The 25,719-nt window shown below is 67.9% G+C and carries 19 protein-coding genes and 3 pseudogenes; 11 read left to right on the top strand and 11 right to left on the bottom strand.

Annotation, left to right across the window (positions count from 1 at the left end; translation table 11 throughout):
• Positions 1-60: 60 nt before the first annotated feature.
• On the top strand, positions 61-525 hold the full coding sequence (mscL, locus tag ACNQS7_RS25590) for a large-conductance mechanosensitive channel protein MscL (protein ID WP_418014732.1): 465 nt from the start codon (positions 61-63) through the stop codon (positions 523-525).
• Between the two features lie 7 nt (positions 526-532).
• Here the strand turns inward: mscL and ACNQS7_RS25585 are convergent, their stop codons facing one another.
• The 5 genes and pseudogenes from ACNQS7_RS25585 to rpmF form a co-directional block, all read right to left on the bottom strand.
• Entirely contained in the window at positions 533-1,078 is a 546-nt protein-coding gene (locus ACNQS7_RS25585) for a MogA/MoaB family molybdenum cofactor biosynthesis protein (RefSeq protein WP_055576899.1), read from the bottom strand.
• A pseudogene (locus ACNQS7_RS25580) lies at positions 1,078-2,305 on the bottom strand (S1C family serine protease); the annotation flags it as partial. The pseudogene ACNQS7_RS25580 and the gene ACNQS7_RS25585, both read right to left, overlap by 1 nt.
• Before the next feature lie 354 nt (positions 2,306-2,659).
• Positions 2,660-4,206, bottom strand: a pseudogene (locus ACNQS7_RS25575) (ATP-binding protein).
• On the bottom strand, positions 4,206-4,892 hold the full coding sequence (gene mprA / locus ACNQS7_RS25570; protein ID WP_055576902.1) for a two-component system response regulator MprA: 687 nt from the start codon (positions 4,890-4,892) through the stop codon (positions 4,206-4,208). The pseudogene ACNQS7_RS25575 and the gene mprA overlap by 1 nt, the downstream one beginning before the upstream one ends.
• A 102-nt stretch (positions 4,893-4,994) precedes the next feature.
• The gene (rpmF, locus tag ACNQS7_RS25565) at positions 4,995-5,168 is read right to left on the bottom strand and encodes a 50S ribosomal protein L32 (protein WP_055576903.1); all 174 of its coding nucleotides are present in this window, start codon (positions 5,166-5,168) and stop codon (positions 4,995-4,997) included.
• Between the two features lie 290 nt (positions 5,169-5,458).
• Between rpmF and ACNQS7_RS25560 the strand changes: the two genes are divergently transcribed.
• The 10 genes and pseudogenes from ACNQS7_RS25560 to ACNQS7_RS25515 all read left to right on the top strand — a co-directional run bounded on the left by ACNQS7_RS25560 (position 5,459) and on the right by ACNQS7_RS25515 (position 17,180).
• Complete coding sequence (locus ACNQS7_RS25560; RefSeq protein ID WP_418014731.1) at positions 5,459-7,141, top strand: acyclic terpene utilization AtuA family protein; 1,683 nt, start codon at positions 5,459-5,461, stop codon at positions 7,139-7,141.
• Positions 7,138-8,286: an acyl-CoA dehydrogenase family protein gene (locus ACNQS7_RS25555; RefSeq protein WP_055576905.1), complete on the top strand. Its 1,149-nt coding sequence runs from the start codon at positions 7,138-7,140 to the stop codon at positions 8,284-8,286. The genes ACNQS7_RS25560 and ACNQS7_RS25555 overlap by 4 nt, the downstream gene beginning before the upstream one ends.
• Positions 8,287-8,288: 2 nt before the next feature.
• Complete coding sequence (locus ACNQS7_RS25550; RefSeq protein ID WP_310787119.1) at positions 8,289-9,878, top strand: acyl-CoA carboxylase subunit beta; 1,590 nt, start codon at positions 8,289-8,291, stop codon at positions 9,876-9,878.
• Positions 9,879-9,883: 5 nt separating this feature from the next.
• Positions 9,884-11,863: an acetyl/propionyl/methylcrotonyl-CoA carboxylase subunit alpha gene (locus ACNQS7_RS25545; RefSeq protein WP_418014730.1), complete on the top strand. Its 1,980-nt coding sequence runs from the start codon at positions 9,884-9,886 to the stop codon at positions 11,861-11,863.
• Positions 11,863-13,029 carry an acyl-CoA dehydrogenase family protein gene (locus tag ACNQS7_RS25540; RefSeq protein ID WP_055576907.1) on the top strand — a complete coding sequence of 389 codons (1,167 nt, stop codon included), beginning with the start codon at positions 11,863-11,865 and terminating at the stop codon, positions 13,027-13,029. The genes ACNQS7_RS25545 and ACNQS7_RS25540 overlap by 1 nt, the downstream gene beginning before the upstream one ends.
• A pseudogene (locus ACNQS7_RS25535) lies at positions 13,029-13,818 on the top strand (enoyl-CoA hydratase family protein); the annotation flags it as partial. The gene ACNQS7_RS25540 and the pseudogene ACNQS7_RS25535, both read left to right, overlap by 1 nt.
• Before the next feature lie 83 nt (positions 13,819-13,901).
• Entirely contained in the window at positions 13,902-14,504 is a 603-nt protein-coding gene (locus ACNQS7_RS25530) for a DUF1707 SHOCT-like domain-containing protein (protein ID WP_418014729.1), read from the top strand.
• Between the two features lie 23 nt (positions 14,505-14,527).
• Positions 14,528-14,884: a WXG100 family type VII secretion target gene (locus ACNQS7_RS25525; protein ID WP_418014728.1), complete on the top strand. Its 357-nt coding sequence runs from the start codon at positions 14,528-14,530 to the stop codon at positions 14,882-14,884.
• Positions 14,881-16,524, top strand: coding sequence for an alpha/beta hydrolase (locus ACNQS7_RS25520; RefSeq protein ID WP_418014727.1), 1,644 nt, complete (start codon positions 14,881-14,883; stop codon positions 16,522-16,524). The genes ACNQS7_RS25525 and ACNQS7_RS25520 overlap by 4 nt, the downstream gene beginning before the upstream one ends.
• Positions 16,512-17,180, top strand: a complete 669-nt coding sequence (locus tag ACNQS7_RS25515; RefSeq protein WP_418014726.1) for an LppA family lipoprotein — start codon at positions 16,512-16,514, stop codon at positions 17,178-17,180. Before ACNQS7_RS25520 ends, ACNQS7_RS25515 begins: the two co-directional genes overlap by 13 nt.
• A 120-nt stretch (positions 17,181-17,300) precedes the next feature.
• Here the strand turns inward: ACNQS7_RS25515 and ACNQS7_RS25510 are convergent, their stop codons facing one another.
• From ACNQS7_RS25510 to ACNQS7_RS25485, 6 genes are all read right to left on the bottom strand, one after another.
• Positions 17,301-19,277: a VWA domain-containing protein gene (locus ACNQS7_RS25510; protein ID WP_418014725.1), complete on the bottom strand. Its 1,977-nt coding sequence runs from the start codon at positions 19,275-19,277 to the stop codon at positions 17,301-17,303.
• On the bottom strand, positions 19,270-20,652 hold the full coding sequence (locus ACNQS7_RS25505; RefSeq protein ID WP_418014724.1) for a sigma 54-interacting transcriptional regulator: 1,383 nt from the start codon (positions 20,650-20,652) through the stop codon (positions 19,270-19,272). The genes ACNQS7_RS25510 and ACNQS7_RS25505 overlap by 8 nt, the downstream gene beginning before the upstream one ends.
• Positions 20,653-20,696: 44 nt before the next feature.
• The gene (purH, locus tag ACNQS7_RS25500; protein WP_418014723.1) at positions 20,697-22,274 is read right to left on the bottom strand and encodes a bifunctional phosphoribosylaminoimidazolecarboxamide formyltransferase/IMP cyclohydrolase; all 1,578 of its coding nucleotides are present in this window, start codon (positions 22,272-22,274) and stop codon (positions 20,697-20,699) included.
• Positions 22,271-22,900, bottom strand: a complete 630-nt coding sequence (gene purN, locus ACNQS7_RS25495) for a phosphoribosylglycinamide formyltransferase (RefSeq protein WP_418014722.1) — start codon at positions 22,898-22,900, stop codon at positions 22,271-22,273. The genes purH and purN overlap by 4 nt, the downstream gene beginning before the upstream one ends.
• A gap of 368 nt (positions 22,901-23,268) precedes the next feature.
• A complete protein-coding gene (locus ACNQS7_RS25490) occupies positions 23,269-24,603 on the bottom strand; it encodes a DUF6350 family protein (RefSeq protein ID WP_418014721.1) in 1,335 nt (444 codons plus the stop codon).
• A 52-nt stretch (positions 24,604-24,655) separates the two neighbouring features.
• Positions 24,656-25,564: a DUF5336 domain-containing protein gene (locus ACNQS7_RS25485; protein WP_055576917.1), complete on the bottom strand. Its 909-nt coding sequence runs from the start codon at positions 25,562-25,564 to the stop codon at positions 24,656-24,658.
• Positions 25,565-25,719 lie beyond the last annotated feature (155 nt).

Below are 25,719 nucleotides of genomic sequence, written 5' to 3'. Positions count from 1 at the left end.
CCGGCCACCGCTGAGCACGTGATCGGCAGCAAAGCCTGTCCGATCAAGAAGGGACATCCCATGCTCAAAGGGTTCAAGGAGTTTCTCTCGCGGGGCAACATCGTCGATCTCTCGATAGCGGTGGTCATCGGGGCGGCGTTCACGACCTTGGTCAAAAGTTTCACCGATGGCGTCGTCAACCCGTTGGTGAGCTCGATCGGCATGGACAAGAATGAGGAGCACGGCATCTTGAAACAACAGATCCCGGGCACCAATCAGTTCATCAACCTCAACGACGTGCTGGCGGCCGCCATCAATTTCATCCTGGTCGCCGCGGTGCTGTATTTCCTGATCGTGCTGCCCTACAGCAAGCTGCGCAAGAAGGGCGAGGTCGAGCAGGCCGACGACGCGCAGGTGGTCCTGCTCGAAGAGATCCGCGACCTGCTCGCGCAGACCAACGGCAGTTCCTCGGGCAGGCACGGCGGCTCGCCGGCATCCGTGCCGCTGTCAGCCCCGCCGGAACACGGGCCCCGCGCCGAGAGCTGAGCCCGCCTCAGATCTCCAGGCTCGACAGCTGGCCGATGATGTGCGCGGCCAGCGGGTTGAGCGTCGCCATCCCGTCGCGCACGGCGTAGCGGGAGCCGGCCAGGTTCACTACCAGCGTGCTGCCGGAGACCCCGGCCAGCCCACGTGACAGGCCGGCGTCGGTGATGCCCGCGGACAGCCCCGACGCGCGGATGGCTTCGGCGATGCCGAGGATTTCCCGGTCCAGGATGTCGCGGGTGGCTTCCGGAGTGACGTCGCGCGGCGTCACCCCGGTGCCGCCGACCGACACCACCAGGTCCACCCCGCCGATCACGGCGGTGTTCAACGCGTTTCGGATCTCGACCTCGTCAGCCTCGACCGCCACCACACCGTCGACCACGAACCCGGCTTCGGTGAGCAACTCGGTGACCAACGGACCGCTGTGGTCCTCGTCGCCGTGCGCAGTCCGGTCGTCGACGACTACGACGAGTGCCCGCCCGACTACCAACTCCGCGCCCTGTTCCACGGGTACAACCGTATATCCGAGGTCGGACAGCTGCCCTTCGACCTTCATCAACTGTCCGCCTTCCCGAGCGTGACCTGCACCGTGCGGTTGCCGCCGGCAGGATCCTGGTATGTCAGCGCCACCTTGTCGCCGGGCGCCTTGGAACGCACCGCGGCGACGAGCGCGTCGGCACTGTTGATCGGACGGTCGTCGACCTTGGTCACGACGACGCCCTTGGGGACGCCCGCGTTGGCGGCCGCGCCGTTGCCCACGACCTCCATCACCTTGGCACCTGGGACACCCTTGTCGGTAGTCACCTGCACCCCGAGGGAAGCGTGTGTTGCCTTGCCGGTGCTGATCAGTTCGTCGGCGATGCGCTTGGCCTGGTCGACGGGGATCGCGAAGCCCAGACCGATGGAGCCGCTCTGCGCGTCGCCGGAATCGGCGCCCAATGTGGCGATGGCCGAGTTGATGCCGACCAGTTGGGAGTTCATGTTGACCAGTGCGCCACCGGAGTTACCGGGGTTGATGGCGGCGTCGGTCTGAACGGCGTCCAGCACGGTGTTCTGGTTGCCGGCCTCGCCGGTCGTCGAGACGGGACGGTTGAGCGCGCTGACGATGCCGGTGGTCACGGTGCCGGCCAGGCCCAGCGGAGAACCGATGGCCACCACCGGTTGGCCGACCTTCAGGCCGGCCGAGGACCCCATCGCGATCGGCGTGAGGCCGGAGGCGCCCTGCACCTTGACCACCGCGATGTCGCTGGTCGGGTCGGCCCCGATGACGGTGAACGTCGAGGTGCGGCCGTCGTAGAACGTCACCGTCGTTTTCGGCGGCGGACTTCCGGCCGGCGGCTTGGCGGCCGCGGCGACGACGTGGTTGTTGGTCAGGATCAGCCCGTCGGCCGACAGAACGACACCGGAGCCTTCTTCGGACTGCCGGCCCAGGTCGGTCTCCAGCATGACGACGCTGGGCACCACCTTCGAAGCGACCTGCTCCACCGAACCCGGCGGCATGTTGGCCGCCGGGACACTCGGTGCGCCACCCGAGGCCGCGGTGGTGCCGTGGCCGGTGCTGGATTGGTGACCCAGTTCCACCACCGTCGCGGCCGCGCCACCGATGCCGGCGGAGACCACCGCGATGGCCAGAGCGCCGAAGATCAACCCGGCCGAGCGCCGCCGCCGCGGCGGCGGTGACATGGGCGCCATCATCGGCGGCATCGGCCCGGGACCGGGCGGAATCGGACCGCCGCCGGTACCGCCCGGAATCGGCCGGGCGCCGGTACCGCCGGGGATCGGGCCCGCCCCGGTGCTGCCCGGAATGGGACCGGACCCGGTGTTGCCGGGTATGGGGCCCGCCCCGGTGCCACTGAGCGGGTCGTAGGAGGAGCGGTACTGCTGCTGGGGCTGGTAGCGCCAGTCGAACTGCTGGTTGTAGCTCTGCTGCCCCTGGGCATAGGCGGGCGGTGCCGGCTGACTGGGCGTGGCACCGTATCCCGGCTGCTGCGGCGGTGGCGAATACCTCGGGTGATTCGTCATGTCGCTAAAACGTTCTTCCTCTACCTTGGGGGCTTACTTCAAGCCGACTCGACCACGCGTTGCTTGCATGGCGCTGGTTTTCAACCCTAACTGTCAACTACCTTGCTTGCGCGGACTAAGAATCGACTGAGATGACATTCGTGGATCCCCGTGAGTTTGCGCTGTCACCCGTACCTCTAACGGAGTTTCCCCGCGTGTCGGTTCCCGCGTCGCGCTCCGCGACGACGACAGCCGACGGGTGCGCCGTTCCCGGCATCGGGCGCCCGGGTAGCAGCACGTAGATCGACGTTCCTGGCGGTTGGCCGCCCGGTTCGGTGTCCTCCACACGCAACGACCCCCCGTGGTTGAGCACGACCTGCTTGACGATCGCCAGGCCCAGACCCGAACCGGGCATGGCCCGCGCCGACGTCGAGCGGTAGAAGCGTTCGAACACCAGGCGCCGTTCCTGCGGCGGAATGCCCGGACCCCGATCCGACACCACCAACTCGGCGTGGGACGGATCGAGTTGGCGCAGCGTGACACCAACATGCCCGCCGGTCGGACTCCACTTGGCCGCGTTGTCCATCAGGTTCAGCGCCGCGCGCGACAACCCCGCGGAGTCGCCGTACACCTGCCAGCCGATCACGTCGACGTCGAAGTGAATGTCGTTGCGGCGCCGCCGGACTCGCTCCAGACTCCGGTCGATGACGTCGGCCATGTCCACCGGTTCGTGCACGGCGTGGCCGGCGTCCCCCGGGTGAGGTCGACAAGGTCGCCGACCAACGTCGACAATTCCTCGATCTGCGCGATCACGTCCGCCTGCAGGTCGACCATCTCCTGCTCCGGTAGCCGGGGCGCGCCGGGCGCCATCGAGGCCATCAGCAGTTCGACGTTGGTGCGCAAGGACGTCAGCGGGGTGCGCAGTTCGTGGCCGGCATCGGTGACCAGCCGCGCCTGGCGTTCCCGGGATTCGGCCAGCGCCCGCAGCATCAGGTTGAAGGCCTCAGTGAGCCGCGCCAGTTCGTCGCTGCCGAACACCGGAATGGGGCGCAGGTCGTCGGTTCGGGCAACCCGCTCGGCCGCTTCAGTGAGGCGACCGACCGGGCGTAGCCCCGCCCGGGTCACCATCCCGCCGGCGACCGCGGCGATCGCGACACCCACCCCGCCGACCATCAGCAGCACGAAGCGCAATTTGCCCATGACGTGTTCGGTGGGCTTGAGGCTCTTGGAGATGAGCAGGGAACTGCCGTTGTTCAGGTGTATCGCCAGCACTCGCTGGTCGGCGGCGGTGCGCCGGGACATGAACAGCTCACCGCGGATGACGGCCTTCTCCGGCGAGCCCACCGGGAGGGTCTGCCCCGGTTGGTTGGCGGTATAGATCGACTTTCCGGGGTTCACCAGCATCGCGTTGACATCCGAGTACGCCGTGCCCTCGATGGCCTTACCCGGATCGGCCGCCAGCGAACCGCTGGCGATCAACAATTGCGCCCGGCTCTGCAGCTGGTTGTCGATGTCGCTGTAGAGGGCGGCGGAGATCACCGCGTAGACGGCCAGGGACATCAGGACCACAACCATCGCCACCATCGACATCGCCAGCAGCATGACCCGCCATCGCAGCGACAACGAGCTGGTCGCCCGCAGCGGTGCGCGGCCGGCCCGGTCAGCGCGGCGGAACCAGGTCATCAGGGCGGCGTTTCGCGTAGCACGTAACCCACCCCGCGCACGGTGTGGATCAGCCGCGGCTCGCCGTCGGCCTCGGTCTTGCGACGCAGATATCCCACGTACACCTCGAGCGCATTACCCGAGGTGGGGAAGTCGAATCCCCACACCTCCTCGAGAATGCGACTGCGGGTCAGCACGCGCCGCGGGTTCGCGATCAACATCTCCAGGAGGGCGAACTCGGTGCGGGTGAGACTGATCCGCCGTTGCCCCCGGATGACTTCGCGCGTGACAGGGTCCAGGCTCAGATCCGAGAAGGTCATCGCCACCGACTCGGCGGCGTCTTCTGGCTTGGTGCGGCGCAGCAGCGCCCGCATCCGTGCCAGCAGTTCCTCGAGAGCGAACGGCTTGGGCAGGTAGTCGTCGGCCCCGGCGTCCAGCCCCGCGACGCGCTCGGAGACCGAATCGCGAGCGGTGAGCACCAGAATGGGCAGGTCGTCGCCGGTGCTGCGCAGCTGCCGGCACACCTCGAGGCCGTCCAGCCGCGGCATCATCACATCCAGCACCACCGCATCAGGGCGGTCGCTGGCGATCAGTTCGAGCGCCTCAACCCCGTCGTGGGCCAACTCCACCGAGTAGCCGTTGAAGGAGAGCGACCTGCGCAGCGACTCGCGCACGGCACGATCGTCGTCGACGACAAGTATTCGCACGGAGCCTAGTTTCGTACGGAGGCCTGAGAGCGGCCTGAGAGGCGCGCCGAGGAGCCGCTAGTCACGCAGTGAGGCGTACGCCGACTACGACTGACTGGGACGTCAGCGCTTGTCGAGGTCGACCAGCCCGAGGCGGGCGGCCTTGAGCAGCCGGCGGGGCACCTTGTGCTTCTGACCGGCGACGTTCACGTTGACCAGCCCTGTCGCGGTGGCCTTCCACTGCGAACGCCGGCTGCGGGTATTCGAGCGCGACATTCTGCGCTTAGGTACGGCCATGGTCGGGCCTAACTCCTCGTGTGGGGCTTTCGGTCGGGCGTGTCGCGCTCCATGGCTTTGCGGGCCGGACGGCGACAGTTGACCTCAAGGGTAGTGGGTACACCGGCCGGTCACCAAAATGGCCCTTACACAGGCACGCGCTGAGCCGGTTGACGCGCTGCCACCGACACCCGCTAACCTACCGGTTGGTTGGTTGATTGCGGCCGCCGAATCATCCCAATGGAGGGAGGACGCGCCCATTGTCTTCCGAGTTGTCTTCCGGGTTGTCTTCCGGGGCCCCTTCTGGCGCCGTGCGTATCGCGAACTGCTCCGGTTTCTACGGCGACCGGCTGTCGGCGATGCGCGAGATGCTCACCGGCGGTGAAGTCGACTACGTCACCGGTGACTACCTCGCCGAATTGACCATGCTGATCCTGGGCCGCGACCGGATGAAGAACCCCGAACGCGGTTACGCCAAGACCTTCCTCACCCAGCTTGAAGAGTGTCTGGGTCTGGCCCACGAGCGCGGCGTGCGCATCGTCACCAATGCCGGCGGCCTCAACCCCGCCGGGCTGGCGGATGCGGTGCGGGCACTGGCCCAGCGCCTGGGTGTCCCGGCGCGGGTTGCCCACGTGGAAGGCGACGACCTGCAACAGCGCGCGGCCGAGCTCGGACTGGGCACGCCGCTGACCGCGAATGCTTACCTGGGCAGTTGGGGCATCGCGGACTGCCTGAATGCCGGAGCCGACGTCGTGATCACCGGCCGGGTCACCGACGCCTCGGTGATCGTCGGGTCCGCGGCCGCGCACTTCGGCTGGGGCCGCACCGATTACGACCGACTCGCCGGCGCAGTCGTGGCCGGCCACGTCATCGAGTGCGGCACCCAGGCCACCGGCGGCAACTTCTCGTTTTTCACCGAGGTCAAGGATCTGACATATCCCGGCTTCCCCCTTGCCGAGGTCTATGACGACGGCTCCTCGGTAATCACCAAGCATCCCGGCACCGGCGGCCTGGTCAGCGTGGATACCGTCACCGCACAGTTGCTCTACGAGATCACCGGCGCCCGCTATGCCAATCCGGATGTGACTGCCCGGATGGACAGCATCACGCTGGCGTCCGACGGCCCCGACCGGGTGCGAATCAGCGGCGTCACCGGCGAACCGCCACCGCCGACGCTCAAGGTGTCACTGAACAGCATCGGCGGCTTCCGCAACGCCATGACGTTCGTATTGACCGGGCTGGACATCGAGGCGAAGGCGGAGTTGGTGCGACGCCAGCTCGAGGCAACGCTGACGGTCAAGCCCGCCGAGCTGGAGTGGACGCTGGCCCGTACCGACCACCCCGACGCCGACACCGAGCAAGGCGCCAGCGCCCTGCTGAGCTGCGTGGTGCGCGATCCGGATCCGGCTAACGTCGGACGCAAATTCTCCGCCGCGGCAGTCGAATTGGCGCTCGCCAGCTATCCGGGCTTCACCTCTACCGCCCCGCCGGGTGACGGACAGGTGTACGGCGTCTACACCCCGGGCTACGTCGACGCCCGGCTGGTGCCGCACGTCGCGGTGCACGCCGACGGCACCCGCATCGAAATCCCCTGCGCCACCGAAACTTTGGCACTGGAGGCGGCGGGCGACCCGGAGTTGCCCGAACCGCTGGCCGCCCAGCCCACCCGACGGGTACCGCTGGGCCTGATCGCCGGCGCCCGCAGCGGCGACAAAGGCGGCTCGGCCAACGTCGGGGTGTGGGTCCGCACCGACGACCAGTGGCGCTGGCTGGCGCACACACTGACCGTCGATCTGCTGAAAAAGCTGCTGCCCGAAGCGGCCGACCTGCCCGTCACCCGGCACCTGCTGCCGAATATCCGGGCGGTGAACTTCGTGATCGAAGACATTCTCGGCCAGGGCGTGGCCTACCAGGCCCGCTTCGATCCGCAGGCAAAGGGGCTGGGCGAATGGTTGCGCAGCCGTCACGTCGACATTCCGGAGAAGTTGTTATGAACGTCTGGACCACGCCTGAGCGCGAGCAATTGCGTAAGACCGTGCGCTCGTTCGCCGAGCGGGAGGTGCTGCCCAATATCGACGAGTGGGAGCGCACCGGCGATCTGCCGCGCGAGCTGCATCTGCGCGCCGGCGAGGCGGGCCTGCTCGGGGCGAACTTCCCGGAATCGGTGGGCGGCGGTGGCGGGGATGGCGTCGACGCGGTGCTCATCTGTGAGGAGATGCACCAATCCGGTGCTCCCGGCGGCGTTTTCGCGTCGTTGTTCACCTGCGGCATCGCGGTGCCGCACATGATCGCCTCAGGTGACCAGCGGCTGATCGACACCTATGTGCGGCCGACGCTGGCCGGCGAGAAGATCGGCTCGCTGGCCATCACCGAACCCGGCGGCGGATCCGATGTCGGGCACCTGCGGACCTCAGCCGTGAAAGACGGCGACCATTACGTGATCAACGGCGCGAAGACTTACATCACATCCGCGGTGCGCGCCGACTTCGTCGTGACCGCGGTGCGTACCGGCGGCCCCGGCGCAGCAGGCGTTTCGCTGATCGTGGTCGACAAGGGCACGCCGGGATTCGAGGTGTCACGCAAGCTGGACAAAATGGGCTGGCGCTCCTCGGACACCGCTGAGCTGTCCTACACCGACGTGCGGGTGCCGGTGGAGAACCTGGTCGGCGTGGAGAACACCGGCTTCGCCCAGATCGCGCAGGCCTTCGTGTCCGAGCGGATCGCCCTTGCCGCCCAGGCCTATTCGAGTGCGCAACGCTGCCTGGACATCACCGCACAGTGGTGCCGCGACCGGGAGACGTTCGGCCGCCCGCTGATCTCCCGGCAGTCGGTGCAGAACACCCTGGCCGAGATGGCACGGCGGATCGACGTCGCGCGGGTGTACTCGCGCCGGGTGGTGGAGCGCCAGCTAGAAGGCGAGACCAATCTGATCACCGAGGTCTGCTTCGCCAAGAACACCGCCGTCGAGGCCGGGGAATGGGTGGCCAACCAGGCCGTCCAATTGTTTGGTGGCATGGGCTATATGGCCGAATCCGAGATCGAACGCCAGTACCGCGATATGCGCATACTGGGAATCGGCGGCGGAACCACCGAGATCCTGACCGCGCTGGCCGCCAAGCTCCTGGGATATCAGTCATGAGCTTGTTGAAATCCACCCTCGACCCGAATGGGCCCACCTTCACCGAGGCGGCTGCCGCGTCGACCACCAAGCTCGACGAGATCGCCGCCGAGTTCGCCAACGCCGTCGAAGGCGGCGGGCCCAAATACGTTGACCGCCATCACGCACGCGGCAAGCTGACCGCCCGCGAGCGCATCGAGTTGCTGGTCGACCCCGACTCCCCGTTCTTGGAACTCAGCCCACTCGCGGCCTGGGGCAGCCCCTTCAAGGTCGGCGCCAGCACCGTCACCGGAATCGGCGTCGTCGAGGGTGTCGAGTGCATGATCGTCGCCAACGACCCCACGGTCAAAGGCGGCACCAGCAACCCCTGGACGCTGAAGAAGATCCTGCGCGCCAACCAGATCGCGTTCGAGAACCGGCTTCCGGTGATCTCTCTGGTGGAATCCGGGGGTGCCGATCTCCCGACCCAGAAGGAGATCTTCATCCCGGGCGGACGGATGTTCCGTGACCTGACCCGGCTCTCGGCCGCCGGAATCCCCACCATCGCACTGGTATTCGGCAACTCCACCGCGGGCGGCGCCTACGTGCCGGGCATGTCCGATCACGTGGTGATGATCAAGGAGCGCTCCAAGGTGTTCTTGGCCGGCCCGCCGCTGGTGAAGATGGCCACCGGCGAGGAATCCGACGACGAGTCACTCGGTGGGGCCGAAATGCACGCCCGCATCTCGGGTCTGGCCGATTACTTCGCGCACGACGAGCTGGATGCGATCCGGATCGGGCGCCGCATCGTGGCCCGACTGAACTGGGTCAAGCAGGGACCGGCGCCCAAGCCGGTCACCGAGCCGCTGTTCGACACCGAGGAACTGATCGGCATCGTGCCCGCCGATCTGCGCATCCCGTTCGATCCGCGCGAGGTGATCGCCCGCATCGTCGACGGCTCCGACTTCGACGAGTTCAAGCCGCTGTACGGTTCGTCACTGGTGACCGGTTGGGCCCAATTGCACGGTTATCCCATCGGCATTTTGGCCAACGCGCGCGGCGTGCTGTTCAGCGAGGAGTCGCAGAAGGCCACCCAGTTCATCCAGCTGGCCAATCGTTCGAACACGCCATTGTTGTTCTTGCACAACACCACCGGCTACATGGTGGGCAAGGACTACGAAGAGGGCGGCATGATCAAGCACGGCTCGATGATGATCAACGCGGTGTCCAACTCGACCGTGCCGCACATCTCGTTGCTGATCGGCGCCTCATACGGCGCGGGCCACTACGGGATGTGTGGCCGCGCCTACGATCCGCGGTTCCTCTTCGCCTGGCCCAGCGCCAAATCCGCCGTCATGGGCGGGGCGCAGCTGTCGGGGGTGCTGTCCATCGTGGCCCGTGCGGCCGCCGAGGCCCGTGGCCAGCAGGTCGATGAGGCGGCGGACGCGGCGATGCGGGCCGCCGTCGAAGGCCAGATCGAGGCCGAGTCGCTGCCGCTGGTGTTGTCCGGGATGCTCTACGACGACGGGGTGATCGACCCGCGCGATACCCGCACCGTGCTGGGAATGTGTCTGTCCGCCATAGCCAATGGCCCGATCAAGGGGACGTCGAACTTCGGCGTCTTCCGGATGTGAGCTTCATGGGGATCACGAGAGTACTGGTTGCCAACCGCGGCGAGATCGCCCGGCGGGTGTTCGCCACCTGCCGGCGGCTCGGTCTGGGGACCGTCGCCGTCTACACCGATCCGGACGCGGCCTCCCCGCACGTCGCCGAGGCCGACGCCCGCGTTCGGCTCCCGAAGACCAACGACTACCTCAATGCCGAGGCGATCATTGCGGCCGCCCGTGCCGCCGGTGCCGACGCCGTGCACCCGGGTTATGGATTCCTGTCCGAGAACGCCGAATTCGCTGCCGCCGTGCAGGATGCCGGTCTGACCTGGGTCGGGCCGCCGGTCGATTCGGTGCGCGCGATGGGTTCCAAGATCGAGTCCAAGAAGCTGATGTCGGCGGCGGGTGTACCGGTGCTCGAAGAGCTCGACCCGGACACCGTCACGCAGGCCCAGCTGCCGGTGCTGGTCAAGGCATCCGCCGGCGGTGGCGGCCGCGGCATGCGGGTGGTGCGCGAATTGTCTTCCCTGGCAGGCGAAGTCGAGGCCGCGCAACGAGAGGCGCAGTCCGCGTTCGGTGACCCGACCGTCTTCTGCGAGCGTTATCTGCCGACCGGGCACCACATCGAAGTGCAGGTGATGGCCGACACGCACGGCACCGTCTGGGCCGTCGGCGAACGGGAATGCTCCATCCAGCGTCGCCACCAGAAAGTGATCGAAGAGGCGCCGTCGCCGTTGGTCGAGCGCACGCCGGGGATGCGCGAGAAGCTGTTCGAGGCCGCCCGGCTGGCCGCCGGCGCGATCGGCTACACCGGTGCCGGCACGGTCGAATTCCTCGCCGATGATGACGGTGAGTTCTTCTTTCTCGAGATGAACACACGGCTGCAGGTCGAGCACCCCGTCACCGAGGAGACCACCGGCCTGGACCTGGTCGAGCTGCAGCTCGAGGTCGCCGACGGAGGCCGGCTCGGTGCCGAACCTCCGGCTGCGCAAGGGCATTCAATCGAAGCGCGCCTCTATGCCGAGGACCCCGCCCAGGGCTGGCAGCCGCAGGCCGGTACCGTGCATCGCATCCACGTGCCTTCGGTACGCGCAGAGTTCAGCACGCTCGGGCACCGGACCGGAATCCGCTTGGATTCGGGCATCGTCGACGGCTCGGCCGTGTCGATTTTCTACGACCCGATGCTGGCGAAGGTCATCTCGTACGCCCCGACGCGCCGGCAGTCGGCGCTGGTGCTCGCCGACGCGCTGGCCCGCGCCCAGGTGCACGGGCTACGCACCAACCGTGAGCTGCTGGTGCGCGTGCTGCGGCACCCGGCGTTCCTCGACGGGGCAACCGACACCGCGTTCTTCGACACTCACGGGCTGGCCGAGTTGTCGGCGCCCCTTGCCGACAGCGCAACGGTGCGACTCTCGGCGATCGCGGCCGCGCTGGCCGACGCCGCGCACAACCGCGCCATCGCCGGCGCGTTGGGCTCACTCCCCTCCTGCTGGCGCAACCTGTCCTCGGGCTACCAGGTCAAGACCTACCGGGACGACACGGACACTGAGCAGCGGGTTGAATACCGTTTCACCCGAACCGCTTTGGCGTTGCCGCACGATCCGGCGGTGCAGCTGGTGTCCGCGTCACCGCATGAGGTCGTGCTGGCCGAACACGGGGTGGCCTGCGCCTACTCGGTGACGCAATTCGGCGACGACGTGTACGTCGACTCCGCGCGCGGACCGGTGCACCTGGTGGCCGTGCCACGGTTCCCCGAACCGGGTTCGGCCGTCGAGCAGGGCTCGCTGGTTGCGCCCATGCCCGGCAATGTCATTCGTATCGGCGCTGAAGTCGGCGCCACCGTCACCGCCGGCCAGCCGCTGATCTGGCTGGAAGCCATGAAGATGGAGCACACGATCACCGCGCCGAACGACGGCGTGCTCGCCGAGATCAATGTGCAAACCGGCCAGCAAGTCGAGGTGGGCGCCGTACTGGCGCGCGTGGAAGCACCCGGATCAGAAGGAGATTCGTAATGTCCGAAACCAGCTTCATCGAAAGCGAAGACCGCCAGGCGCTGCGCAAGGCGGTACGCGAGTGGGCGTCCGGCTACGGCGCCGAGTACTACCTGAAGAAAGCCCGAGCCCAGGAGCACACCACTGAATTATGGTCCGAGGCAGGCAAACTCGGGTTCCTCGGGGTGAACCTGCCCGAGGAGTACGGCGGCGGCGGAGCCGGCATGTACGAGCTCGCGCTGGTCATGGAGGAGATGGCGGCCGCCGGCAGCGCGCTGCTGCTCATGGTGGTGTCGCCGGCGATCAACGGCACCATCATCAGCAAGTTCGGCACCGAGGAGCAGAAGAAGCGCTGGGTCCCCGCGATCGCCGATGGCACGCTCACCATGGCGTTCGCCATCACCGAACCCGATGCCGGATCGAACTCGCACAAGATCACCACGACCGCCCGCCGGGACGGCAGCGACTGGATCCTCAAGGGCCAGAAGGTCTACATCTCCGGCGTCGACCAGGCCCAGGCGGTGCTCGTGGTGGGTCGCACCGAGGAGGCCAAGACCGGCAAGCTGCGGCCGGCGCTGTTCGTCGTACCCACCGACTCGCCCGGCTTCACCTACACACCGATCGAGATGGAGCTGATCAGCCCCGAACGCCAGTTCCAGGTGTTCATCGACGACGTGCGGCTGCCGTCGGACGCGCTCGTCGGAGCCGAAGACGCCGCGATCGCACAGCTTTTCGCGGGCCTGAACCCCGAACGCATCATGGGTGCGGCCAGCGCCGTCGGGATGGGCCGGTTCGCGCTCGACAAGGCCGTTGACTACGTCAAGACCCGCAACGTCTGGGGCGCCCCGATCGGGTCGCACCAGGGTCTGGCGCACCCGTTGGCGCAGTGCCACATCGAGGTCGAGCTGGCCAAGCTGATGATGCAGAAGGCGGCGACGCTCTACGACGCCGGCGACGACGGCGGCGCGGCGCAGGCCGCGAACATGGCCAAGTACGCGGCCGGCGAGGCGTCCACCCGGGCCGTCGACCAGGCCGTGCAGTCGATGGGCGGAAACGGGCTCACCAAAGAGTACGGCGTGGCCGCAATGTTGACGGCGTCGAGGCTGGCGCGGATCGCCCCGATCAGCCGCGAGATGGTGCTCAACTTCGTCGCGCAGACGTCGCTGGGCCTGCCCCGCTCGTACTGATGGACGCACTCGTCGAGTACGCCCGGGAAGGCGTGGCCGCCAAGCTCACGCTGAACTCACCGCACAACCGCAACGCGCTGTCGACCACGCTGGTCACCCAACTGCACGAGGGGCTGCGCGCCGCCGCCGCGGACCCCGGGGTGCGCGTGGTGGTGCTCGGACACACCGGTGGCACCTTCTGCGCGGGTGCGGACCTCAGCGAAGCCGGTGGTGGCGGTGACCCCTTCCAGTCCGCGGTGGCACGAGCCAAGGAGATGACCGCGGTCTTGCGCGCGATCGTCTCATCACCGCGGCCGGTGATCGGCGCCATCGACGGCCATGTGCGGGCCGGCGGATTCGGTCTGGTCGGTGCGTGCGACATGGTGGTCGCCGGGCCGCGCAGCACCTTTGCCCTGACCGAGGCCCGCATCGGCGTCGCGCCGGCGATCATCTCGCTGACCCTGCTGCCGAAGCTGTCCGCGAGAGCCGCCGCGCGCTACTACCTCACGGGGGAAACCTTCGGCGCCAGCGAAGCCGCCGAGATCGGTTTGGTCACCCTGGCCGCCGACGACGTGGACGCCGCGGTGGCCGGTCTGGTCGCCGACGTCGGACGGGGATCGCCGCAGGGCCTGGCGGCATCCAAGGCGCTCACCACCGCCGCCGTCCTGGAAGGCTTCGATCGTGACGCCGAGCGGCTCACCGAGGAATCGGCACGGCTGTTCGTCTCCGAAGAGGCGCGCGAAGGCATGCTCGCTTTTCTGCGGAAGCGGGCTCCGAACTGGGTCGCCGACACCGGCTCGGGCTCCTGACGGGGCCGCTCGCGCGTTGGGAAGGTTGCAGTTCAGCGAACACCTTTTGCAGCAAACCGGGAAAGTCGTAAGCTCGCGGGTGAGATGACCAACCCAGCCCAGCGTGATGTGAAGGCCACGCGAGACGAACTGTCGCGCGCAGAGGACACCGACCGCATCCAGATTGCGCAGTTGCTGGCCTACGCGGCCGAACAGGGTCGCCTCCAGCTCAACGAATACGAAGATCGGCTAACCAAGGCGTACGCCGCCACCACCTATCAGGAGCTGGACCAACTCCGGGCCGACCTGCCCGGCACGGCGGTCAGCCCGCGGCGCGGCGGCAACTGCAATCCGGCACCGTCCACGCTGCTGTTGGCCATCATGAGTGGGTTCGAGCGCCGCGGCCGCTGGAACGTGCCGAAGAAGTTGACCACCTTCACGTTCTGGGGCAGCGGGGTGATCGACCTTCGCTACGCGGACTTCACCTCCACCGAGGTCGAGATTCACGCGTACTCGATCATGAGCGCGCAGACATTCCTGTTGCCGCCCGAAGTCAACGTCGAAATCGACGGACACGGCGTGATGGGCAACTTCGACCACGAAGTGGTCGGCGAGGGCACCCGGGGAGCTCCCAAGGTGCGGATCAAGGGCTTCTCGCTGTGGGGCGGCGTCGGCATCAAGCGCAAGGCGCGCAAGGCCCGCAAGTAATCCACAGCTGGCCGCTGGGATGAGTGGCCGGCCCCGTTTTCCGATGCCAGGCTTCGTCGTACGTTCGCGTCGGCGGAAGGCGGGTTGCGGTGGCGGCAGAGTTGCGAGCGTGTCCGGACATGCTTTTGCACGTCAGCACCGAACTGGACAACCATGCCCGGGTCCTGCACGGGGTGCAGCGGTCCTGTGACCGAGACGTCGACGACGCGCAACCAGGGTGGGTGGGCTCGTCGGGCGCGGCGTTGTCGGAGCTGCTGAACCGGTGGGCCACCGCCGGCTCGGGACACCTGGCCCGCCTCGGTGAGCATGCTGACGGCATCCGGTCGGCTGCCGTCGGTCTAGGCGAGATGGAGCAGAGCAACGCCGCCTCACTGCGATGACGGTCACCCTGGCCGATATCGATCGCTGGGATCCCGCCGCGATCACCACGGTCTTCGACGCAGCCATCCGGCGCGCGCACGGCACCCGTACCGCGGCGGCGGCAATCACCGAACTGATGCGCCTGCTGAGTTTCGGGGGTGATGCCGCGGAGGCAGCGCACGCGGCGACCGGACATACCGCGCTCGTCCTGGACGACCACGCCGACGCGTGTGCTGCCGTGGCACGGGCCGCCGAACAATCGGCGGAGGAAGTCGCCGCCATCAAGCGGCGCCTGACGGCGCTGCGGGACGGCGCACGGGCAAGCCACGTCGAAATCAACGAGGCGCTGGGTACCGCGTTGCCGCCGTCGGATCTGGCCGGCTTTCCTGCCGCGGAGCAACAGGCCATCGTTGGCGCGGCCGTGCGGCTGACCGAAAGCCTGCAAAGCCTGCTGGCCGATGCCGAACGGGCAGACGAAGATCTGGCCGCGGCCATCCGTGGCGCCGACGGCGGCCTCAATCGTGAACTCGTCGACGCGCAACTCGGTCACCAGCCGCCCAGGATGCCGCAACTGCCGCCACCAGGCACCGATCCCGATGCCGTCGCCCGGTGGTGGCAAGCGCTGACGCCGGGCCAGCAGGACCGGGTGAAGCAGTGGTTTCCGGGCGCGCTACGTAACCTCGACGGGATTCCCGGCAGCGTCCGCAGTGAACTCAATACCCCTGTGCTGCAACGGGAACTCATCCGGTTGCAGCAGGGGTGGGTCGACTCCTACGGGTGGCACACCGACCCCGGCCAGCTGGCCGACCTGACCGCACTGCGCGATACCCTGGCCGCGAATCCCGACTCCCGGCTGCTGCTGCTGGACACCGCAACCACCCCGGGCAAGGTGCTGGCGGCCGTTGCGGTCGGCGACGTCGACAACGCCGAGCGGGTCGGCGTCACCGTGGGCGGCCTGACTACCCGGGTGAGCGACAGCACCGCGAATATGGTGCGGCAGGCCGCATTTCAGCGCGACGAGGCGCGACTGCTGCGCCGCAACGCCGGCGTCGCCGATGCCGATGCAGTGGCCTCGATCGCCTGGCTCGGTTACGACGCACCGGACAGTCTGCGGGACGTGACGCACGACTGGCTCGCGCGCGACGGTGCCCGGGCGCTGAACAGCTTCTACCGTGGCCTGGCTGTGGCCGGCAACATCGCGGACCCCGGGATCGTCGCCTTCGGCCACTCCTACGGATCGTTGACCACTAGCCTCGCGTTGCAGCAGGGCGCCCCGGTCAGCGACGTGGTGCTCTACGGTTCACCCGGGGCCGAGCTCACCGACGCCTCCCAGCTCGGCGTCCCGCCCGGGCACTCCTATTACATGATCGGTGCCGATGATGTTGTCTCCGAACTGCTTCCGGGATTCGCAGCGTTCGGCGCCCCGCCGCAGGACGTGCCCGGCATGGCGGAGTTGTCCGCCGATGAGGGGTACGCGTGGAGTGGCAGGTACGGTGACGGGCAACCGCACGAGCGGGCCTACGGACATTCGGAGTATGCCCGCATGGGAAGCGACGGGAACCTGCGGATGAGTGCCTACAACCTTGCGGTGGTGCTGGCAGGCCTGCCCGCCGACCTCATCACCCCGGAGCCCGAGGATCCTGACCCGTGCGATCCGTGACCCGGCTCACGGTGGCGCTGCTCGCCGGCACACTGGCGGTGACCGGCTGTGTCAAGCGCACCACTATCGACCCGAACGCCAATCCTGGGCGTTCCGAACTCGATCGGCTGCAGACCATCGTCAACGCGCGACCCGACTTGGAGGTTGTCGAACGACAGCTCAGCGACCTTGACGCCGCGATCCGCGAGGCCGTCGCGAAACACTCTCCACAGAGCCGTTTTTCGGTCATGGCTGCGAGTCACCTGCGCAACGGTTGCCAAGACCCGTTCACTCGCAGCATCGGCCGTCAGGTCAACAGCGACATGTTCTTCGCCGACCCGCCGCCGTCGGCCGCGCAGTGGCTGCAGATCGCCGGCCAGCTTGCTGCGGTGTTCAGGGCCGCGGGCTTCATGCCCAACAATTCGGCACCGGGAAGTCCGCCATTGCCGGTGGGTTCGGCCAACGACTCGCAGAGCCGTGAGGACGGTGCGACGGTCAAACTGGTCAACGGCGTGGACGGCAGCCCGTTGGATTATTCCTATGACACCGGCTGCCATCTGCCCGCCGGATGGCGGACGGCGCCCCCGCCGCTGGATGCGCGGCCGTCGAACGACCCTAACGTGCACTACCCGTATCTCTACGGTCCACCGGGCGGACGCACCGTCGACGCGTACTAGCCGGGGCGCGAGTCCTGGCGCGAGTCCTGGCGCGAGTCGTGGCGCGAGTCCTGGCGCGAGCAGACGCAAAGTCGCACGAAATTGCTTGCAATCGTGCGACTTTGCGTCTGCTCGCGTTGGTCAGCTGCGCCGGCGGCGCGAACTCAGATAGTCCCCCACCACGGCGGCACCGAGCCCGTCGAGATCGGGCACCACCACCCGCCCCCCGACCCGGCGGGCGATCTTATCCAGGAACCGGGCCAGGCCGGGGTCGCTACCCAGCCGGAAGATAGTGATCTGCGCGCCCAGTCGGGCCATGTCGTCAAAACCCTTGACGGTAAAGGAAATGGTCCGCGGGTTCGGCGGGTAATCGAAAAACACCGATGTGCCGTCGCCGTAATCCTCCAGGTGGGCAGTCGGCTCCCCATCGGTCACCACGAGCACCACGGGCTGTGCGTTGGGGTGCCTGCGCAGGTGCCGCCCCGCCAGCGCGAGCGCATGGTGCAGGTTGGTGCCCTGCTCGTAAACGCCTTCCAGGCCGGTCAGCTCAGCTGCTGTCACCGTGCGTGCGTAGCGGCCAAAGGCGATGATCTGCAAGGCATCTGACCGGAACCGGGTGCTCACCAGGTGGTTGAGCGCCAGCGCGGTCCGCTTCATCGGCAGCCACCGGTTCTCCATCACCATCGAGAACGAGGTGTCTACCAGCAGCGCCACCGCGGCCTGGGTACGCATCTCGGTCTCGGAGACTTCGACGTCGTCGACGGTGATGCGCAGGGGGCCGTCGAGCGTGCGCGTCCCCGACTGCCGCAGCACGGCATTGGTGAGGGTGCGGGAGATGTTCCACGGCTCGGTGTCACCGAACTGCCATGGCCTGGTGGAGCCGGTCAGCTCCCCGGCGGCGCCGGCCCGCCGGTGGTCACGTTCGCCGTGCCGGCCGGAGAGTTGTTGTGCCACATCCCGCAACGCCGTCTCGCCTAGGCGGCGCATGGCTTTGGGCGACAGTCGCCACTGCCCGTCGGAACCGCGGTCCAGGAAACCCTGATTGAGTAGCGCCCGTTCGAGTTCGGCGAGCGTCCGCGCATCCACCGCGGCGTCATCACCCAGCTGCCGCGCCAGCGCGTCGAGGTCGACGTCGTCCATAGTCGCGCCCGGGTATGCCTGCGAGAGTTGCTCGGCCAGCTGCTCCAGCTCGCCGATGTCCGCCAACGCCTGGGTGCCCTCACCCATGCCGAACGGATTGTCGCCGGAGAACTGCTGATCGCCCGTCCAGTCCTCACCCGGCCGCGCGGCCTGCAGGTGCGCGTCGAGGCGGTTCAGAGCGTTCATCAATGACGGCGAGCCGAATGCCTGCTGCGCCAACGCATCCAGTTCGTCGCGCTGCTCCTGGCTCAGGCTGTTGCGGAACCGCTGGGCGGCCGCGGCCCGTTTCGCCAGCGAGTCCAGCAACTCGTCGACGTTCTGCGGGTTCTCCGGAAAGAACTCGCCGTGTTTGTCCATGAAATCTTGGAAGTCCTGCTCGGTGTCTTCCCCGCGAGAGTGCTTGTCCAGCAGGTCATTCAGATCGTCCAGCATCTCGTTGACACGCTGGCGGTCCTCGTCGGTGGCGCCTTCCAGTGCCTGCTTCATCCCGGCGAAGCGCTGGTCGAGCATCTCGCGGCCGAGCAGATCCTTGATCTGGTCATACTTCTGGCGGGCCTCGGGGCTGCGCCACTGATATTCGGAAAGCTCCTGCACCGCCTTGGCCGGCGACGGCGGCAACGACTCCAGCTGCAACTCGGAGAACCGCGCGTCGTCGTCCAGCGCACGGGCCAGTTCCTTGCGTTCGGCCAGCACCGCCTCGTCCAGCAGCTTCTTGATCTCCTGCAGGGTGCCGTCCAAGTTGTTGCGGCGCAACAGGTCCCGCCGTTTGCGGTTCGCCTCGGCGGCCAGCCGGTCGGCGCCGCGCATGTTCTCCGAGCCGCGGCGCAGCAACTCCGACAGCGCCCGGCGCGGGGAGGTGCCCGCCATGACGTCCTGCCCGATCTGTTCGAGCGCCTCACGCAGATCCACCGGCGGGGCCAGCGGGTCGGGCCCGCCGGTGTACGCCGAGTACCGCTGTGAGTGCCCGTTACTAGCCATAGACGGTCTGCCCCTCCCCGGATACTTTGTCGACCCGCTTGGCCAGGTACAGCGCTTCCAGCGCCAGCTCCAGTGCCGCGGCCCGCTCCCCCTCGGATTCGGCGCCCAGTTTGGCCGCGATCTTGTCCACCACCGGCAGCCCAGGCACGGCGCCCAGCACATCCTTGGCCGACACCCGCTCCCCCGTCGTGACCGCGGACCCCCTCTCGACCGCCGAAACCAGCGTGCCGACGTCGATGCCACCGAGCACCCGGGAGGCAGTGTCGGCGGTCGCGCGGCGCAGCAGGTGCTCGAGCACGGCCTGCTCGCGGCCTTCCTCACCGGACTCGAATTCCAGCTTGCCGCGCAGCACGTCGATGATCGTGCCCAGGTCGACCACCCGGGCCACCGGGTCCGTTTCGCCGAGAATCGCGCCGCGGTGCCGGGCCGCGGCCGCGACCGTCTCGGCGGCCGCGATGGCGAACCGTGCCGACACCCCGGAGCGCTGGTCGACGGAGCTGGACTCACGCAGGTAGCGGGCGAACCGCGCGATCACCTGCAGCAGGTAATCGGGCACCTGCGCGCTCAGGTGTGCCTCCTGGGCGATGACGCCGATCTCGGCCGTCAGTTCCAGCGGGTAGTGGGTGCGGATCTCGGCGCCGAACCGGTCCTTGAGCGGGGTGATTATGCGACCGCGGTTGGTGTAGTCCTCCGGGTTGGCGCTCGCGACCACCAGCACGTCCAGGGGCAGCCGCAGCGTGTAGCCGCGGACCTGGATGTCGCGCTCCTCCATCACATTCAGCATTGAGACCTGAATGCGCTCGGCGAGGTCGGGAAGTTCGTTGACGGCTACGATGCCGCGGTGGGCGCGTGGAATCAGCCCGTACGCGATGGTTTCCGGGTCGCCGAGGCTGCGGCCTTCGGCGACCTTGATCGGGTCGATGTCACCGACCAGGTCGGCCACGCTGGTGTCGGGAGTGGCCAGCTTCTCGGTGTAGCGCTCGCTGCGGTGCTTCCACGCCACCGGCAGGTCGTCCTGCAGCTGGGCGGCGCGGCGGATCCACTCCGGAGTGATCGGCGTATAGGGATGCTCGCCCAACTCCGATCCGTCGATCACCGGGGTCCACTCGTCGAGCAGACCGGTCAGCGCCCGCAGTAACCGGGTCTTGCCCTGGCCGCGTTCACCCAGCAGCACGAAGTCGTGGCCGGCGATCAGCGCCCGTTCCAGTTGCGGAATCACGGTGTCGTCGAAACCGAGGATGCCGGGCCATACTTCGTCGCCGTCCGCCAGTGCGGTCAGCAGATTCTCGCGTATCTCCTGCTTTACCCCGCGCTCACGGTGACCGGAGGCACGCAGCTCGCCAAGGGTTCGGGGCAGATTGCTCGGTGAAGTCACCTCTCCAAGCTACGCGCTGCCGACCCGCGTCACTCGCTGAGCGGTCAGTGCGCGAAGTGCCGGGCGCCGGTGAGGTACAGCGTGACACCAGCTTTGGCGGCAGCCGCGGTGACTTCGTCGTCGCGCACCGAACCACCCGGATGCACGACGGCTTTGACACCCGCCGCGGTGAGCGTCTCCAGTCCGTCCGGGAACGGGAAGAACGCATCGGAGGCCCCGACGGCACCCCTGACCCGGTCGCCGCCGCGTGCATTGCCTCTCTCGACAGCGAGCCGGGCGGCATCGACCCGGTTGACCTGGCCCATGCCGACGCCGATGGTGGCGCCGCCCGCGACGATGACGATCGCGTTGGACTTGACCGCCCGGCAGGCCCGCCAGGCGAACACCAGGTCGGTGAGGGTGGCCGGGTCGGCGGGTTCACCAGTGGCCAGCGTCCAGTTGTTCGGGTCATCGCCGGGAGCGTCGAGCTGGTCGCGCTGCTGGATCAGCAGTCCGCCGCTGATCGGGCGCAGCTCGTGGCCGCCTTCGAGTGGCTCCGAGGCCAGCAGGACCCGGATGTTCTTCTTGCGCGTCAACACCTCGAGCGCGCCCGCCTCGTACGCGGGCGCCACGATGACCTCGGTGAAGATGGTGCTGACGTACTCCGCCATTTCGACGCTGACCTCGGTGTTGGCCGCGATCACACCGCCGAAGGCGCTGAGCGGGTCGCAATCGTGGGCCTTGCGGTGCGCGTCGGCCACCGAGACGTCGGAGATCGCGATGCCGCACGGGTTGGCGTGCTTGATGATCGCCACGCAGGTCTGCTCGTGGTCGAAGGCCGCCCGCCAGGCCGCGTCCGCATCGGTGAAGTTGTTGTAGGACATCTCTTTTCCGTGCAGCTGTTCAGCCTGCGCCAGACCCGGCCAGGCGCCCGGGTCGAGATAGAGTGCGGCCTGCTGGTGCGGGTTCTCGCCGTAGCGCAGGGTGGCCTGGCGGCGCCAGTTTCTGGCGAAGAAGTGCGGGAATTCCTGCGGTGGCTCTTCGGGTGCCAGGGTTTCCTGCATCCAGCTCGCCACGGCGATGTCGTATTCGGCGGTGTGCTGAAAAGCCAACGACGCCAGCTTCTTTCGCTCGGCGAGGGTGAATCCGCCGTGCCGTACCGCGGCCAGCACGCCGTCGTACCCGCGGGGATCGGTGACCACGGCGACGCTGGGGTGGTTCTTGGCCGCGGCGCGCACCATCGACGGTCCGCCGATGTCGATCTGCTCCACGCACTCGTCGGGCCCGGCACCGGACTCGACAGTCTGGGTGAACGGGTAGAGGTTCACGACGACGAGTTCGAAGGCTGCGACGCCGAGCTTCTCCAGCGACGCCCGGTGTTCCGGCTTGCGCAGGTCGGCCAGCAGACCGGCGTGGACCTTGGGGTGCAGGGTCTTGACGCGCCCGTCGAGCACCTCGGGGAAACCGGTCAGTTCCTCGACGCGGGTCACCGGAATCGCTTTGTCCGCAATGGTCTTCGCGGTCGATCCGGTCGAGACGATCTCGACGCCGGCGGCGGCGAGGCCCTGGGCCAGTTCGACCAGGCCGGTCTTGTCGTACACGCTGATCAATGCGCGACGGATCGGCTTCTTGTCGATGTTCATCCCAGGGTCGCCTTTCGCTCTGTAACCGTCACGCCGCGGGTCGCGATCGCGGCCACCACATCCACCAGGAGTTGGCGCTCCACGACCTTGATGCGTTCATGCAGGGTCTCTTCGTCGTCGCCGTCGCGCACCTCGACGGGCTGCTGGGCCAGTATCGGACCAGTGTCCACGCCGGCATCCACCAGGTGCACCGTACAGCCGGTTACTTTCACGCCGTAAGCCAGCGCGTCGCGGACGCCGTGCGCTCCGGGAAATGCCGGTAGCAGCGCCGGGTGAGTGTTCAGGATGCGGCCGTTGAAACGCGAAAGGAATTGCGGACCAAGAATTCTCATGAAGCCTGCGGAAACCACCAGGTCCGGGTTGTGGGCGGCGGTGGTCTCGGTGATGGCTGCGTCCCAGTCGTCGCGGGTCGGGTGCTCACCGACTCGGACGGCGAAGGAGGGGATTTCCGCGTCGGCGGCGATCTGGGTGGCGCGGCAGTCGCGATCCACTCCGACGGCGACGACCCGCGCCGGGTAGTCGCCTTGGGCCGCGTCCAGGAGAGAATTCAGCAGCGATCCGGTGCCCGACGCCAGCACCACCAGCCGCGCCGGTGCACTCGGCGGTACACGGAGCGGTTCCTGCACACGGAGAGCCTAGTCGGGCGACGATGCAGGTCGCGGCGCGGCCGGAGGAGGAGCCCGACAAATTGGGCCTAGTCGGGCGACGATGCAGGTCGCGGCGCGGCCGGAGGAGGAGCCCGACAAACAAAGCCTAGTCGGGCGACGATGCAGGTCGCGGCGCGGCCGGAGGAGGAGCCCGACAAACAAAGCCTAGTCGGGCGACGATGCAGGTCGCGGCGCGGCCAGAGGTGGATACCCCGCGGTCGGGTGGTCACTGCGGTGCCGCCACGGCCGCCGGCTTCAACGTGATAGCGCCTGCGATATCACTTTCTGCAAGCACATGCCGAGCTGCTCAAGGTACTGATGTGACGCATGTGACCCACGGCAGCGACCTAATTCTCATTCTCGTCACGCGTTTCGCGCGGCGGCTCGTCGGGGATCGCATCACGCGTTTCGCGCGGCGGCTCGTCGGGGATCGCGGATTCGGCGAAGTCATCGTCATCGTCGAACACCCCTGCCAACGGCTCGTCGTCTTCGACGGCGGGCTCCGTCGCGACGGGCGGTCTGGCCCGCGGCCGTCGCGGCCGTCGGCGTATACCTCCGGCCATCACCACGGTGACGACACCGACCACGACGAACCAGAACAGCACGCCCAGAAACATGGCGCTGTGGTCGACGCCGACGTCGCCGAAGTTACCCAGCCTGCCGCCCCCGCCGTAACCGAGCAGCGTCATCGTCAGGGCCGCCACCACGGCCGCGACCAACAACTTGGCGACCGCCGGGATCAGCGGCAGCGCACGTCGGGCACACTGCTGACCGACCGCCACACCAGAAGCGGCGCCGACGATCAGCAGCGCGACCCATACCGGCCCGAGCGGCGGCGTCGGCGCCGCGGCCAGGATCGGCAGGGCCGGCACGTCGCCGCCGAACACGGTGAACGAGCTGAACGTCGCGAACCCGATGTGCGCGCTGGACCCGACGGCGACGGCCGAGGCGCCCACGATTACGTTCGGCGCGTACAACACAGACAACGCGGTCAGGTTGAACTGTCCCCAGATCGAGTCGGTGATCCCGTACAGGTCCTGCATGGTCGACCAATGCACGACCAACGACCCCGCCGTCACCATGCCCGACAGTCCGAGGAGAGCCAGAACACCGGCGGAAGCGGCACGTAGCGAATCGCCCAGCCAGTTGGGTAGCGGAGAAGCGTTCAGCGTGCGTCGTCCCACCCTGGACCAGACCCCGATCGCGGCCCCGATGGCGTGCACCACCAGCACGCTGGTGAACGCCCGCAACGCACTAGGCGTCTGCAACTCGGTGAGCACCGACGACGCGTCGTGGATGACCGCCAGCGCGATGGCCGCGATCAACAACGGACCGCCCAGCGCCGACGCGATCACCCACCGGATCACCAGCCAGGACGAGTACGGCGACGTCGCTCGCGCCGTGGTGCGCGCCGTGCCCCACACCATCAACAGGACCGGCAACAGTGGCATGACGCCGAGTTCCCGGCCACCGATCGAGACGGGCACCTGATGCACGCCCAGCCACATGCTCGCGATGGCGCCCAATGCACCAGTCATGTCGCTGTTGGCGATCAGCAACTCCAGCAGCGTGACCGCCGCGATGACGACCAGCGCCACTACCGCGGGTGCGAAAGCCACCCGGACCAGGTCACGAGCCTGCCGGGCGCCCGTTTCCCCGTTTCTTGCCGACACCCTTGTCACTCTTGAGGGTCACTCTTCGCGCACGAGACTCACCAAGCGCGAGAGCGCGCGATCAGACCGGCGCCGAACCAGGCGACTGTTGCTGGCCCTGGCCGTAGGACGACTGCTGACCACCACCGGAGGCGTTGCCGTAGTTGACGGGGGCGGAACCGCCCTGCGATCCGGTTCCTGCGCTGACCGGCGGCGGCGGACTGAAGCTCGGGAAGCCGGTGGGCGGGGTGTGGGCCGGACCCTGCTGTTGCTGGGGCACCTGCTGCGTGGGCTGCGCCGAGAATCCCCCGGACTGGGGGTTCGGGTTCGACGAGTAGCCCCCGCCGTACTGTGAGCCGTACCCGGACGACTGACCCGGGTTCTGGGCGGGCTGCTGTGCACCCGGCTGACCGTAGTACCCGCCCTGCTGGCCCCCGTACTGGCCGTACTGTCCGTACTGTCCGTACCCACCGCCGAACGGGTCGTACTTGGGACGCGGCGTCGGCGCGGTGATCACACCCGACTCCAGCAGTAGCGCACCGACGGCGGCAACCGCCTGGAACACAATGCACACCAGCACGATCCACAGCGCCCAGCCGGTGGAGAACGAACTCGGCTTGTTGAACGTCGCAGCGATGATCAGCAGCACGCCCAGCACCGAGAGCACCGCCGAGATGGGCACGTAGCTCTTGGCCTTGGGCAGCAGCCCGAGCCCGGCCAGCATCCCAGCCACCAGGGCAACGGCCACCGACAGGCCGGTGTCACCGGACACCTCAGCGCCGGACCCACTGATCTCCGAGTTATAGGTGAACATCGGGCCGAAGCTGAAGAAGTACGCCAACAAGCCCAGGGCCGCCACCGCGATAGCCAGGTACAGCCCAAGCTTGCTTTCGCCGGGCTCAGTTGGGGCTGCGGCCGGTGCGGCGGCGCCGTAGGAGCCGGACGCCTGCTGCCCCGACGGATATCCGGGACTACCGGGCGGGTAGGTCATAAGTCCTCCTGTTGCTTCCGGTGCCGTCACGGCCCCTCTGCTGCGGTGCGACGCGGTGCCGCGTGCGACGCATTCGATCAACCACGCTAGCGCACCTGTGAGAACTAATGCCCGCCCGCCGCAGGGGGCGCCTGCGGCCAAAAGTAGAACACGTT

This window comes from Mycobacterium sp. 23 (assembly GCF_048287075.1).
Taxonomy (GTDB): Bacteria; Actinomycetota; Actinomycetes; order Mycobacteriales; family Mycobacteriaceae; genus Mycobacterium; species Mycobacterium gordonae_B.
This window is presented reverse-complemented; position numbering and strand designations above follow the sequence as displayed.